We start from the raw sequence: 14,058 nt of genomic DNA, 5'->3' as shown, positions 1-14,058 counted from the left end.
ATGAGTGAGGATGCGCTTGACGGTACGATCTCTGACTCCATGCCAGCTATCGCCATGACCATGATGGCTTTTCATCGCAGAATTTCCCATTCTCGTTCCACTCTTGGCGCTCGTTGGCGCGCTTTTGCTCGTCAGGGCACCTTATGGGCCTCCGCGATCGATATTCGTCCGACCAGTCTAGAAAAATGACCATTGGTCGGATAGTGCGTCTCGACATTTATAGGAAAAATAGAATTATATGTCGTGACATTATGTACACATTGAGTTAGACCTTGATTGTTGTCAAGGGGAACATTCACGGAGAAATGCAGGCAATGAGCGGGAAAAAAGAGCGGATTATCGTTGTTGGTGCAGGTCCGGTCGGGCTGGTGGCTGCCTGCTGCCTGTCACAGTCCGGCATCCCGGTGACGATTGTAGAGACAAGTCGGGAATTACCCGGCGATCTGCGCGCTTCGACCTTTCATCCGCCGACGCTGGATATGCTGGATCGCTTCGACATCAGCCACAAGCTCGTTGCCCGTGGCCTTGTCTGCCCGCAGTGGCAGTTTCGTGACCGCAAGGAAGGCGTGATCGCCACTTATGATCTAAGCATTCTTGCCGGAGAAACTGCCCATCCCTATCGCCTGCAATGCGAGCAATGGAAGCTGTCCGAAGAGTTGCGGGAAATTATCGACAATGACGACAAGATCGATCTCATCTATGGTGCCAAAGCTGTCGATGTCCATCAGGACGAAGACGGCGTCGTGCTGTCCATTGAGCGGCCGGATGGCAGCGTCGAAAAGCTGGAAGGACGCTATCTGATCGGCGCGGATGGCGCGCGCAGCACCATTCGCAAGACGCTGGGTATCGCTTTCGATGGCCTGACAATCCCGGAAATATTCCTCTCCATGTCCACGACGTTCCGGTTCGATGAAGCCATCGCCGATCTCGCGCCTATTGCTTATCTCACCGACCCCTCAGAATGGGCGGTTCTGTTGCGTACCCCTTCACTGTGGCGCGTGCTTCTGCCAACAGATCCGAACCAGATCGACGAAGAGATCAAAGACCCCGCGACGATGGAACGCCGCCTTCAGGGACTATTCCCAAAGGACGACGCTTACGAGATCATCCATTCAACGGCTTACCGGGTGCACCAGCGCGTCGCCGAAACCTATGTGGCCGGACGCGTTTTCCTCGCTGGCGATGCTGCCCATCTCAACAATCCACTTGGCGGCATGGGCATGAATGGCGGGATTCACGATGCGGTCAATCTTTGCGACAAGTTGGCCGATGTCTGGCATGGAAAGGCACCGTTGGAGATCACCGAGCGCTACAACCGCCAGCGTCGCAAGGTGGCGATCGAGACCGTGCAGCAGCAATCGCTGCGCAACCGTAAAATGATGGCGGAAAACGATCCGGCGGCCAGAGCTGCCTATCACGACGAGTTGCGCCGAACAGTGGAAAATCCCGTAACCCACAAGGCGTTTCTCATGGGTTCATCGATGATCCAGTCTCTGCGCGATCTCGAAAACGTGGCCTGACACCCCGGCACTCAATCCCATCTCTTTTCAGAAGGATATCTCACATGGTCGACAGCCTCGGTTATCGCAAGAAATTCGGCGTCATCGCCCCCTCCACAAACACGTCCGTGCAGCCAGAATTCGATTCCATGCGTCCGGTCGGCATCACCAACCATTTCTCCCGCATCACGATCCCGGATGACCCCGTCAAAAGCGATGAGGATTTTCTGGCGCTCATCGACAACATCCGCGCTGCCATTATGGAATCGATCGATTCCGTCATGACGTGCAGCCCTGACCATCTGGTCATGGGCATGTCAGCTGAAACCTTCTGGGATGGTCTCGATGGCTCCGCCCAACTTCAAAAGCGGGTCGAGGAACGGGCTGGCGTCAAGGTCACCATGGGTTCGGATGCCTGCCAGGCAGCACTCAAGAAATATGGTGATATCAAGCGCATCGGTGTGGTGACGCCTTACATGCCGGTGGGTGACAAGCAGGTCACAAAATTCTTCAGCGACTGCGGTTACGAGGTCGTGCATCTCAAGGGCTTGAAATGCGAAAGCCCGATGTTGATCGCCCATACCAGCGAACAGGTGCTGCGCGATTGCATCATGGAGGTCAATGACAGCTCCGTGGAAGCCATCGTTCAGGTCGGCACCAATCTCGCCATGGCCCGCGTTGCCGGTCTGGCCGAATTCTGGCTCGACAAGCCGGTGATCGCCATCAACACCGCGACCTATTGGTATGCGCTGCGCGAAAACGGCATCGAGGACAAGGTGCAGGGCTGGGGCTCGCTCCTCTCCCATCATTGATCATAAGTATGTCAGGAGATTTCCATGCAGTATGATTTCATTCCCATCAATGAACGCAAACCTCTGCGCTGGCCAAACGGTAAGCGGCTGGCCATCATCACCACCATCAATTTCGAATATTGGGATGCGGTACGCGACAGCGCAAAGCCCTATTATCCCGGCGGACCCAGCATTGTTGGCGGCGACCTGCCCGGCAATGTCTATGACAATGCCAACTACACCTGGCGCGAATATGGCCAGCGCGTCGGTGTATGGCGTCTGTTCGATATCTTCGACGAAGAAGGCGTGCCATCCAGTTGCACCATGAATGCCAAGATGGCGCTTGAACGCCCACAGGTCATTCAGGCCGCACTCGACCGCAAATGGGAAATCGTCGCACATAATTATGTGCAGTCCGATCTTCTGACGGACAATATGTTCGACGAGGAGAAGGAGCGTGAAGTCATCCGCTCCACGCTCAAGGTCTATGAGGACTTCTGCGGCTTCAAGGCAAAGGGGTGGCTGTCCAGTTCGCTGCGCTCGACATTCAACACCGCCGATATTCTGGCTGAAGAAGGCCTGCTCTTCTTCACCGACCTGCTCAATGACGACCAGCCCTATCTGATCAACACCCGCAGCGGTAAGCCGCTGGTATCCGTCTCCTACACATCCGAGGTCAACGACTTCAGCTTTCTGCGCCAAGGGCTCGGTGCGGAAGGCGGGTTGCAGATGTTCAAGGAGCAGTTCGATTGGCTTTATGCGGAAAGCGAGAAGACCGGCAAGTTCATGAATATCGGCTTGCACCCGCATGTCATCGGCCAGCCTTACCGCGTGCGCGCGCTTCGAGATTTCATTCGCTATGCCAAGCAATTCGATGATGTCTGGTTCGCAACCCGCGAAGAGATTGCGGCATGGTATCTCGAAAACCATGAGAGCCACATCGATCCGGTTGTGAAATAACAATGGCCGCAGAGGAGGAGTTTGCAGCCATGATCAATATAGAATTGCCGGATGAAGCCGATGACGAGACGCTGGAACTGGAGCAACGTCCCGTCGACCGGGCCTATGAGGGCATAAGGCGGGCGATCCTGATCGGCACGCTGAAGCCGGGCGATCATCTGCCGGAAGAGATGCTGGCGACCATGACGGGCACCAGCCGCACACCGGTACGCGAAGCCCTGCGGCGGCTGGCAGCGGAGGGTCTTGCCACCGTCATCAACCGGCATCGCTTCGTCTCGAAATTTTCTTACGAGGAAGTGATCATCGTGTTCGAGCTGCGCGCCCGGTTGGAGAGTTATGCGGCAGAGGTAGCGGCGCGGAAGATCACCGAGGCTGAACTGGTCAAGCTTCAGCGGCTGATCGATGAGATCGACGATATTGCCAATGATGGGAGCGATGGATCGCTTGAAAAATTCGTGCTGCTGAATGCCGATTTCCACTCCGCGATTGCCGCAGCCACGCATTCTGCGCATCTGCAGCAATTGATGGCACCGCAAATCTCGCTGCCACTGGCCATCTTCAAACAGTTCGTGGCTGACCGGGCAGTCAATATCAGGCGATCCAATGACCAGCACCGCGATATCCTTGCCGCGCTCAAGGAACGCAACAGCGATTGGGCGGCCGCAGCCATGAGCGGGCACATTTTGTCCACCAGACCGCAGCCCCGCGAACCGAAACGTCGATAGGCAACGCGCGCCGCGAAAGGAGACAGCCATGACCGATGATCGAGACACTCTGACAAAGACCCCGCGCCGTCTGAAAGGTTATATGGACGGGGCATTTGTGAAAGCGGGCGGTGAGGAAATCCCCGTCATCGATCCGGCCACGGAGCAGACGGTGGGTGTCCTGTTCGAATCCTCCACAGATGATGTCGACCGTGCGGTTTCCTCAGCACGGCACGCCTTCGATAAAGGGCCATGGGGACGCACGACTGTCGCCGAACGCCAGACTGCGTTGATGGCGATCCATGACGCGATCCTCGCGCACGCTGACGAACTGGCGGTTCTTGAAACGATCGATACCGGCATTCCGCTTAATCAGACGCGCAACATCCATGTTCCGCGCGCAGCCTATAACTTCCGGTTCTTTGCCGAATATATCAACCAGTCGGGCGGCGATGTCTTCACTCAGGAGCCGGGCCTGATGAGCATCGTCACCTATGAGCCGATTGGTGTTTGCGCGCTGATCGGCCCGTGGAACATGCCTCTGGGCCTGACCGCCATGAAGATCGCCGGGGCGCTGGCTTTTGGAAACTGCTGCGTCGTCAAACCTTCCGAACTGACCCCACTCACGGTCACCCGCCTTTTCGAGATCATCGAAGGCATATTGCCGCAAGGCGTTATGAACCTCGTCAACGGTCGTGGTCATATCTCCGGCACGGCGCTGGTATCGCATCCCGCCATCGACATGGTGTCCTTTACTGGCGGCACAGAGACGGGTGCGGCAATCCTCACCTCGCTGGCGAAAGGCATCAAGGGCTCGGCGATGGAACTGGGCGGCAAGTCTGCCAACATCATTTTCGATGATGCCGATTTCGATCAGGCACTCGATGCGGCGATGCTGAGTTCCTTCATGAACAACGGCCAGATGTGCCTTGCCGGAACGCGCATATTCGTACAGCGCTCCATCTCCGAACGCTTCATCGAAACCTTCACGAGCCGTGTCAAAGCACTGAAGGTTGGAGACCCGCTGACATCTGGCACAGAGATTGGCCCGATGATCAATCAAGCCCAGCGCGAGCGCATGTCCCGTTACGCCGAAAGCGGCATATCGCAGAAGGCGCAACTGCTGGCCGGTGGCCACCGCCATGCCGGTTTCAACACCGGCTATTATTTCGAGCCAACCGCCATGCTGGCGCCCGACAACAGCCTCGCCATTTGCCAGGAAGAAATCTTCGGACCTTTTGCAGCACTTCAGGTCTTCGATGATGAGGAGGAAGTGATCAGCAGGGCCAATGACAACGACTTCGGCCTCGTTGGTTATGTCTGGACACGTGATCTGGAGCGATCGATGCGAGCCGCCTCGGCTCTTCGCACCGGTACCGTTCTGGTCAACACCCCGATTGTCCGGGATCTCAGAACCGGCTTCGGTGGATACAAACAATCCGGCCTAGGGCGCGAGGGGGCCAAAGGCTCGCAGGCGATGTTTACCGAAATGAAGACGACGATCATCGCCCGCGAACCGCGCAAGATACCGCGTCTCGGCATGTCCGGCTGAGGAGGAGAAGACCGTGATCGATTATCCCTCCCTGAAAGGCCGTTCCGTTCTCGTTACCGGCGGCTCCCGAGGCCTCGGCAAGGAAATGGCGTTCGCACTGTTGGAAGCTGGCGCATGCGTGGCTATAACAGGGTCTCGCGACAGCCAGGCACTGGAAGACACCATTGCTGAAGCAACGCGGATTGCCGGGTCGCAGAATGTGTTGGGTCTGGCTGCTGATGTCAGCGATTATAGTCAGTGCGAAGCCACTGTCCGTTCGGTCATCGCCGCATTTGGAAAGATCGATGTCCTCATCAACAATGCGGGTGTCGGCATGCGGTTGATCAGCGAGACCTTCAACACACAGCCGACGAAGTTTTGGGAAGCCGATCCGCAGGCATGGGCGGCCATCGTCGCCACCAATATCAACGGCACCTTCAACATGGCGCGCGCCGCAGTACCGCATATGGTGACTGCCGGTTTCGGCAAGGTGATCAATATCTCTACCAGTGATCAGACCATCGTTCGCAAAGGCTATGCACCCTATGGCCCCACAAAGGCGGCACTGGAAGCCACGTCCCGCATCTGGGCGCAGGACCTCGCAGGCACCGGTGTGGACGTGAATGTCTATCTTCCCGGCGGAGCAGCCGATACCGGCCTTCTACCTGATAGCCCCGACAAGAAAGGTGCTGACGGCAATCTCCTACCTGCATCGATCATGCGCCGCGCCATCCTCTGGCTTTGCGCTGACCAATCCAACGGCCAGACAGGCGGGCGCTATATCGCAAGATTGTGGGACGACAATCTGGCCCCCGCCGAAGCTGCCGAGGCCGCCCGTTCGGCACCGGTTGCCAAACCGATGATCATGTGAGGCGCGGAATGCGGACATTTGGCGACGCCACCATCGACACGATCACTGACCTCGACCCCTTCGCGCTGCCGATCGATCTGCTGTTCCCAGGCCGGACGGTTGCGGACTTGCGGGAGTACGAAACGGTGCTTTCACCGCATCATGTGGATTTCGGTACTGCGCGTATTCTTCTAGGTGTTCACAGCCATCTGCTGCGCATTGGCGGACGCAATATCCTGATCGACACCTGCATCGGTGAACACAAGCCACGCCCGAGAAGAGCCGATGACTGGCATCAGCGCAGGGGCTCCGGTTATCTCGAGCGGTTGGCGGCGCATGGTCTGCGCCCCGACGATATCGACATGGTATTATGCACCCATCTGCATGCGGACCACGTCGGCTGGAACACTAAGCTGGTCGATGGACGTTGGGTGCCGACCTTTCCGAATGCTCGCTATCTCGTCGGCAAACAGGAGTTTACCCATTGGCGGGATGCAGAGAACAAAGCACCCGGCCAGCACAATCACGGCTCCTTCATCGATAGCGTGATGCCGATCCTTGAGGCCGAGCAACTGGACCTTGTCGATGCCGATGCCGAGATTGCCGATGGTATTTCACTCAAACCGCTTTCTGGCCATTCGCCGGGCCAGATCGGCCTCTGCCTTTGCCACGGCCAGCAAAAGGCAATCTTCTGTGCGGATGCCATTCATTCCGTGGTTCAGGTCTATCACCCGGATTGGGTCAGCCGCTTTTGCAGCGACCAAGAAATGGCCATTGCAACCCGCATGGAACTGCTGAACGAGTCCGCGGATAACGGTACAATCCTCATCCCCGCTCATCTGCGGCATTTCAGCGGCATGCGGATCAAACGTGTCGGCAGCAATTTTGTCCCGGAGTTCGTGACATGATCGCCACCACTGGCTTACTCCGTGGCGGTTTCCTTGCTGCGATGAATGCGCATGACATAGGCCATCTGGTCCGCCGGATGCCAGTTGAACGAGGCGATCAGCACGCCGGTTTCGGTCACGTAGCGGCGCAGAAGCTGCAACGACCACGACCCCGGCTTCAGCCCGAGCTGGCGGATCATATCCTCTCGCATCGGAACTGCACGAACCTCCTGCACGACCTCTTCAATAGAACCATCTGCATGCCGTTCCAGAAGCGCAAAGAAAGGCCCCTGAAAGCCGGGAAACTGCGCGACGACATCTTCGAAACGCTTGGGCACGTAGCTTTGCACATAACAGATCGGCTTGCCGCCCGGCTCCGTCCAGCGAACGCCGCTGACCAGCATCCATTCTTCACCCGCAAGACCACCGACAAGCTCGGCAGTCTCGGGCTTCAGAACAACGGTGCTGATATCCAGCACGACGAAGTAGGTCTCGACCGCGACCTGAAACAGTTCCTGGAGCGAGTCGTAGGACTGGAAGAAAGACGAGCGCGACGTGTTCGAAATCACCCGCGTGCCGACGCCCTGCTTGCGCTCCACATAACCGCGCTCACGAAGATAACGCAGCGATTCACGAATCGTCGTGCGGCTGCTGTTGAACTCCGCCGCCAGCTCGATTTCAGGCGGAATAAGGCTTCCGACCGGATAGAAGCCCTCGATCAGCCGCTCTTCGAGTATTTTCTGGATGCGGGCGTAGCGCGGAATGCCGTCACCAGCTTCGCCACCCGGCAGACCAATTTCATTATTCATCATCAAAATCCATCCGATGTTCTCTCCCGCGAGCATCGCTCTTCCCAAGCCCGTTCTAGCGCAAAATCCACAGCATGGAAGTGCATGACATGACTTATACAGCGATCACACGCGCATAGGTATGGACATTTAATTATGGTGAACATTAATGGTCATAACAAACTGAGTTGAGGTGCCCAGATGCTCGAGAGACATAAGTCGGTCTACAGCTACCGCGCAAAGCTCGGCCTCATCACGCCACCGACGAATACCGTCAACGAGGCGGAATGGGCCAGAATGATGCCGGAAGGCGTAACTTTCCATACCCATCGCATGCCACTTCACGCCGATACCAAAAGCGAGAGCGGCAAGGCAGCCTTGATGCACGATCTGGAACAGGTCTTTGCGATGCTCAAAAATGCCCGGGTCGACGCCATTGCCTATGCCTGCACAGCAGGGTCGATGATCAATCCGGTTGAGGCGCTGCCGGAAATGCTGACGCAGACCATGGACGTGCCAGCCGTGACGACATCGGCGGCGATCATCAAAGCCTTGAAGACGCTTGGCGTTACGCGTCTGTCGGTCGCGACGCCCTATGCCGACACGCTCAACGAGCATGAAACGCACTTCCTGCAAAACAATGGTTTTTCCGTCGAGCGCCTGATTGGCCTCGGTATCGGCAAGAACGGTCCGTCGGACTATATCCGCATTGCCGAAACGCCCGTCGACACGGTGGCGAGCCATGTGCGTGCAGCCTTCGTGCCCGGCAGCGAAGCAATCCTCATTACCTGCACCGATTTTCCGTCGTTGCCGCTGATTTCGGAGCTTGAGCGCGAGTTTGGCGTGCCGGTAATCACATCCAATCAAGCCACATTCTGGGCCATGCTGCGTATCGCTGGCATCGAAGACCGCTTCGAGGATTACGGCAGGCTGCTGGCAGAACACTGATAAAACAGGGGAGAGAGACATGGCCGATGCGAGACTAAGACAGGCGTTGGAGGCAAAAGAGTTCATTCTGGCGCCTGGCGTGTTCGATCTGATTTCAGCGCTCATAGCCGACAGGCATGATTTCAAGGCGCTCTATGTCACCGGCTACGGCACCGTCGCATCCTATCTCGGCCTGCCCGATGCGGGGCTGGCCACATACCGGGATATGCTGGAGCGCATTTCGCAGATCGTCAAAATGACCACCAAGCCGGTGATTGCAGATGCCGACACCGGCTATGGCGGGCTGCTCAATGTCAGGCACACAGTGCGCGGTTATGAGGACGCCGGTGTCACGGCCATCCAGATCGAGGATCAGGAATTCCCGAAAAAATGCGGCCACACACCCGACCGGCGCGTCATTTCCCTTGCTGATATGGTGCAGAAAATCAGGGTCGCCTCGGACAGTCGCTCCAGCGCCGATTTTCTGATCGTCGCACGCACGGATGCCAGAACCTCGCTCGGTTTGGATGAGGCACTGCGCCGTGGCGAGGCCTATCGCGAGGCTGGTGCGGATATTGTCTTCATCGAATCCCCCGAAAGCGAAGAGGAGATGCGCCAGATTTCCGACCGCATCGACGCCCCGCTTTTCGCCAACATGGTCAATGGCGGACGCACGCCCATTCTCTCGGCAGATCGGTTGAAGGAACTGGGCTTTTCCATCGCCATCCATCCGGCCATCGGTTTTCTATCGATGGGTGCGGCCCTTCAGAAAAGCTATGGCGACCTTGCCGCAAACGGCATCACCTCGCCCGACATCGACCTCTATTCCTTTAGCGAATTCAACAAGCTGCTGGGCTTCGAGGACATATGGGCCTTTGACAGGAAATATGCCGAGATCTCGTGAGACCGGCAAACAACGTAACCACAGGAAAGACAATGTCCCAGGATCTCGATGAAAATTACAAGGCCGCTTATGGAAAGAAGGCGGGGTTCGGCAAACGCCCGGCGCTGGTTCTGATTGATTTCGCGCAGGCCTATTTCGATCCGGAATGCCCTCTTTATGCCGGGGTAGACGACGCACTCGCCAGCGCCTTGCGCATCCGCAAACTGGCCCACGAAATCGGCATTCCAGTGGTACTGACCGAAGTGACCTATCACAGGAGCGGCATCAATGGTGGACGCTTCATGGAGAAGGCAAAGCCGCTTGGCGCATTTATCAAAGGCAGAAGCACGGCCGAATTCGCAAAGGGACTTGTGCCTCTGGAAGACGAGATCGTTGTTTCCAAGCAATATCCGAGCGCCTTTTTCGGCACCAGCCTTGCATCAACGCTCACGGCCATGGGTATCGACAATGTCGTGTTGACGGGCCTAACGACAAGCGGCTGCGTGCGGGCCTCCTGTGTCGATTCCATGTCGCACGGATTCATCACCACCGTCGTTTCAGATGCCTGCGGCGACCGCCATCAGGCCCCGCACGACGCAAACCTCTTCGATATGAACGCCAAATATGCCGATGTCGTTTCAGAAGACGAAATCGTCCAGTTCTTCGAAACAATCAGGAGATAAGATCATGGCCATATTTTCAAAACCGGGCCGAATTGCGGTTCTCGGCGGCGCGGGTGGTATCGGCCGTGCACTTGTCGATCATCTGCTGGGCGAAGGCCACGAGGTAATCGTGCTCGATCTGGCCGCATCGCTTGCGCGACACACGCTGCCCGTCACGTCGTTCGAAATCGACATTCTGTCCGAAGCCTCCATTGAAACGGCGTTCAAGGCGGTCGAAAACCATTGGGATACGATGGACGGCCTGGTCAATCTGGTGGGTTATAATAGCGACTTGCGCCCCATCTCGGAAACGACCACTGACTATTTCGACGAAATCCTCGAAGGCAACCTTCGCGGCGCTTTCATCTGCGCAAGACGATGCCTGCCGCTGATGGCGCAAGATAGTGCCATAGTCATGGTGTCATCCGGTTTGGCAACCCATGTTCGCGCAGGATACGGTGCCTATTCCATGGCGAAGGCGGGACTGATTGCCCTGACCAAAACCCTCGCCGTGGAAAACGCACCCCGCATTCGCGTCAATGCCGTGGCTCCGGGCCTGGTCGATACTGCGTTCCTGCGCGGCGGTACCGGCCGCTCGGAGGAGGACAAGGACGCGATCATCAATATGGAGGCCTATCGCAATGCCTTGCCCATGAAACGCCTTGCGGTTCCCAACGATGTCGTTGGGCCTATTGCCTTCCTTCTATCCGACGCAAGCCGCTACATGACAGGGCAGGTCCTGTGGATCAATGGCGGCGGCTTCATGCCCTGACGAGCGGATTTGTTTCGTTAGGCGTGCCGCTGGACTAACCCCGGCATTAGACGGTGGAAGTTGGTCGCCTGCTGAAACGCAATACCCAGTTGCAGACAAAGTGCATCCGCCTGTGGGCGTCCAACGATCTGGATACCGGTTGGCAGGCCGTTCCGGCCAAGGCCTGATGGCAACATGAGCGCAGGCAAGCCGGTGAGATCGAAGATCATGGTGTTGCGAGAAATCAGTGACTGGAAAGAGTGTGCCTGGCCATTCACATCTATGGTCAGGCTTTCGAGCAAACCCGCCTCTCCGCCCACACCGGGCGTCACGACAAGATCGACATCCGCCATGGCACTCACAAAACCGGTATGGGCTTGCGCACGGATTTGAAGCGCCTGCGCATAATCGACTGCCGTGAACGCAAGCCCGTTCTTCAACCGGTGCAGCAGCCCTGCATCGAAGAGTTCGGCACGGTCGAGCCGCGCTGAATGAAGGGCCGCAAGCTCACTTTGCAGGATGACCCAGCCAGCCTCGTGCCATGGCGCAATATCGATGGCGGGCAAAGGAACGAGCGTACAGCCGAGTGCATCAAATGTTTTGAGGGCAAGTTCCCAGTTGGCCAGCACCGCGTCATCCACCAGTTCGGTGAACCAATTTACCGGCACGCCGATTCGCAAGCCCTCAATGGCTGGAGCCGTTTCACCGTGCACAGTCACTGCAGCGTCGGTTTGTGCCGTCATGAATGGAAGAACGCGGGCGATGTCTCTGGCAGAGAGCGCCATGGGGCCGACATGATCGAGCGTCCATGATAGCGGTGCGACGCCGGAGCGCGAAACACGCTCGCGGCTGGGCTTCAGCCCTGTCGTGCCGCACCAGCAGGAGGGAACGCGGATGGAGCCACCCGTGTCCGTTCCAAGTGCGAGCGGCATCAGCCGGGCTGCAAGGCCAGCACCTGAACCCGTGGAAGAACCGCCGGTCCAGCGATGTTTATCCCACGGATTGGTCACTGTGCCGAAGCGTGGATTGTGTGGCGAACCCGTCGCAAACTCTGTGGTCGCCGTCATGGCAAAGGGGATGGCACCGGCAGCGCGAAGACGCGCCACGACATCAGCATCAACTGGTGCCACCCGCTCGCCGGTGAAATGAGAGCCGGAGGTGACCACCGTACCCTCGACGTCGATAATATCCTTCACACCGAAGGGTATGCCTTCCAAAGGCCTTGCCGTGCCACTGCGCCAGCGTTCGTCACTATCGCGAGCCGCACTTTGCGCACCAGCAACCAAGCGAAGCACAGCTTCAGTCCCTGCCCCGCTTGATTGAATGACGCCGGTCAATTCGGTCAGGATATCCGAGGGTGAGACACGCCTGTCCGCATATGCAGAAAGGAGGTCATCGACACCGGCCTGCCGCCACGGCAGATCGCCGAAATCCGGCTCCACGGGAGCCAGTTTCAGCTCCAAACATCGCACAGCAGCACCGCCATACATGCGATCCACCAACCCCGGATCGACCAGGGTCAGCGGATCGAACATGTCATCGGCCCCAACGCGCGGTTTGACAACGGTCTTGGCTGGCAGAACCCGGTTCATTCTACTCAGCTGCGATTTGTGTCTGGTTGCGGGACGCCATCAAAGGCTGAATGCGCTCGCCGAATGTATCGAGGCCGACCAGAAAGTCGTCAAAGGTCAGCATGATGCCCTTCGTGCCGGGAACATTGCCGGCCTCGTCCAGCATACGCGCGACATTGGCGTAGGATCCGACCAAGGTTCCCATGTTGAAGTTGACCGCGCCCTCGGGCAGGTTGATGTGCTTGGCCGTGGAGTTGCTGTCGGCGGTTGCGTCCTTGCCACCCTGATCGGCCATCCACGCCAAGGCATCCACATCGGCACCGGCGCGATAGCTTTCCCACTTGGCCTTCGCCAGTTCGTCCGTCTCATCTGCAATCACCATGAACAGAACATAGGCCCCAACATCACGACCGGTCTTGGCAGCGGCCTCAAGCAGCTTGGCGTTGTTAGGCGCATAGGCTGTCGGCGTGTTGATGCCGGAGCCCATGACAAAGTTGTAGTCGGCATATTCGGCGGCGAATTCCATGCCGCGGGGGCTTTGGCCAGCGGCGACGATCTCGATCTTGTTTTGCGGCGTGGGCTTCATCATGCAATCCTTCATGGTGAAGTGTTTGCCGTCGAAGCTGCATTCGCCCTTTGCCCAGAGTTCTTTCATGATGTGGACATATTCGGTCGAATAATCATAGCGGTAACCGAAATAGTCATCCCCCGGCCACATGCCCATCTGGTCATATTCAGCCATCTGCCAGCCGGACACGATGTTGACGCCGAAACGACCCGGAGCAACGCTGTCGATTGTCGTCGCCATACGCGCAACGATGGCAGGTGGCAGCGTCAAAACCGCCGTTGAGGCGAACAGCTTGATGCGCTCCGTGACGGCAGCCAGACTTGCCATCAACGTGAAGCTTTCCAGATTGTAGTCCCAGAACTCCGCCTTGCCGCCGAAGCCGCGCAGCTTGATCATCGAAAGCGCAAATTCAAGGCCGTATTTCTCAGCTTTCTGGACGACCTGCTTGTTGAGTTCGAAACTGGGCATGTATTGCGGCGACGTTGTCGAGATCAGCCAGCCATTGTTTCCAATGGGAATGAAAACACCGATATCCATGTGATTCCCCTTTTTATCTGGTGGACATAACGGGCAGTATGTACGAACTAATGCAAAATTAATCCGGGCTGTCCAGTCAAAAATGACGAAGATTTAGGCGTGATTATTTTTTAATCTTTTGATGATTTCGGGCGCAGGAAATCGTGCCG

At 57.3% G+C, this 14,058-nt stretch carries 14 protein-coding genes; 11 read left to right on the top strand and 3 right to left on the bottom strand.

Annotated features, from left to right (window positions below):
- The first annotated feature begins 314 nt into the window (after positions 1–314).
- The 7 genes from DSM25558_RS18065 to DSM25558_RS18035 are packed head-to-tail and all read left to right on the top strand — an operon-like array spanning position 315 to position 7,243.
- Positions 315–1,520, top strand: a complete 1,206-nt coding sequence (locus DSM25558_RS18065; RefSeq protein WP_077106074.1) for an FAD-dependent oxidoreductase — start codon at positions 315–317, stop codon at positions 1,518–1,520.
- 44 nt (positions 1,521–1,564) lie between these two features.
- A complete protein-coding gene (locus DSM25558_RS18060) occupies positions 1,565–2,311 on the top strand; it encodes a maleate cis-trans isomerase family protein (protein WP_077106073.1) in 747 nt (248 codons plus the stop codon).
- Between the two features lie 24 nt (positions 2,312–2,335).
- Positions 2,336–3,250 (top strand): polysaccharide deacetylase family protein, encoded by a 915-nt coding sequence (locus DSM25558_RS18055; protein WP_077106072.1) that lies wholly within the window; start codon positions 2,336–2,338, stop codon positions 3,248–3,250.
- Between the two features lie 29 nt (positions 3,251–3,279).
- On the top strand, positions 3,280–3,975 hold the full coding sequence (locus tag DSM25558_RS18050) for a GntR family transcriptional regulator (RefSeq protein WP_077106120.1): 696 nt from the start codon (positions 3,280–3,282) through the stop codon (positions 3,973–3,975).
- A gap of 28 nt (positions 3,976–4,003) precedes the next feature.
- Positions 4,004–5,506, top strand: coding sequence for an aldehyde dehydrogenase (locus tag DSM25558_RS18045; RefSeq protein WP_077106071.1), 1,503 nt, complete (start codon positions 4,004–4,006; stop codon positions 5,504–5,506).
- Between the two features lie 13 nt (positions 5,507–5,519).
- Positions 5,520–6,356: an SDR family NAD(P)-dependent oxidoreductase gene (locus DSM25558_RS18040; protein WP_083716559.1), complete on the top strand. Its 837-nt coding sequence runs from the start codon at positions 5,520–5,522 to the stop codon at positions 6,354–6,356.
- An 8-nt stretch (positions 6,357–6,364) separates the two neighbouring features.
- Positions 6,365–7,243 carry an MBL fold metallo-hydrolase gene (locus tag DSM25558_RS18035; protein ID WP_153366812.1) on the top strand — a complete coding sequence of 293 codons (879 nt, stop codon included), beginning with the start codon at positions 6,365–6,367 and terminating at the stop codon, positions 7,241–7,243.
- A 14-nt stretch (positions 7,244–7,257) separates the two neighbouring features.
- Here the strand turns inward: DSM25558_RS18035 and DSM25558_RS18030 are convergent, their stop codons facing one another.
- On the bottom strand, positions 7,258–8,034 hold the full coding sequence (locus DSM25558_RS18030) for a GntR family transcriptional regulator (RefSeq protein WP_244554248.1): 777 nt from the start codon (positions 8,032–8,034) through the stop codon (positions 7,258–7,260).
- Between the two features lie 177 nt (positions 8,035–8,211).
- On the opposite strand from DSM25558_RS18030, the gene DSM25558_RS18025 reads away from it, so the two are divergent.
- Genes DSM25558_RS18025 through DSM25558_RS18010 form a run of 4 tightly spaced genes read left to right on the top strand, consistent with a single transcriptional unit; the run spans position 8,212 to position 11,254 of the window.
- Positions 8,212–8,958: a maleate cis-trans isomerase family protein gene (locus tag DSM25558_RS18025; protein ID WP_077106069.1), complete on the top strand. Its 747-nt coding sequence runs from the start codon at positions 8,212–8,214 to the stop codon at positions 8,956–8,958.
- Positions 8,959–8,977: 19 nt separating this feature from the next.
- A complete protein-coding gene (locus DSM25558_RS18020; protein WP_077106068.1) occupies positions 8,978–9,841 on the top strand; it encodes an isocitrate lyase/PEP mutase family protein in 864 nt (287 codons plus the stop codon).
- A 32-nt stretch (positions 9,842–9,873) separates the two neighbouring features.
- Entirely contained in the window at positions 9,874–10,503 is a 630-nt protein-coding gene (locus DSM25558_RS18015; RefSeq protein WP_077106067.1) for an isochorismatase family protein, read from the top strand.
- Positions 10,504–10,507: 4 nt separating this feature from the next.
- Positions 10,508–11,254 (top strand): SDR family NAD(P)-dependent oxidoreductase, encoded by a 747-nt coding sequence (locus tag DSM25558_RS18010; protein ID WP_077106066.1) that lies wholly within the window; start codon positions 10,508–10,510, stop codon positions 11,252–11,254.
- A gap of 17 nt (positions 11,255–11,271) precedes the next feature.
- Here the strand turns inward: DSM25558_RS18010 and DSM25558_RS18005 are convergent, their stop codons facing one another.
- Positions 11,272–12,825, bottom strand: a complete 1,554-nt coding sequence (locus tag DSM25558_RS18005) for an amidase (RefSeq protein WP_077106065.1) — start codon at positions 12,823–12,825, stop codon at positions 11,272–11,274.
- Between the two features lies 1 nt (position 12,826).
- Positions 12,827–13,909, bottom strand: a complete 1,083-nt coding sequence (gene rutA / locus DSM25558_RS18000) for a pyrimidine utilization protein A (protein ID WP_077106064.1) — start codon at positions 13,907–13,909, stop codon at positions 12,827–12,829.
- Positions 13,910–14,058 lie beyond the last annotated feature (149 nt).

It is taken from the genome of Agrobacterium sp. DSM 25558 (assembly GCF_900100825.1).
Classification (GTDB): domain Bacteria; phylum Pseudomonadota; class Alphaproteobacteria; order Rhizobiales; family Rhizobiaceae; genus Agrobacterium.
The sequence above is the reverse complement of the archived record's forward strand: the minus strand, read 5'-3'. Positions and strand labels throughout refer to the sequence as shown.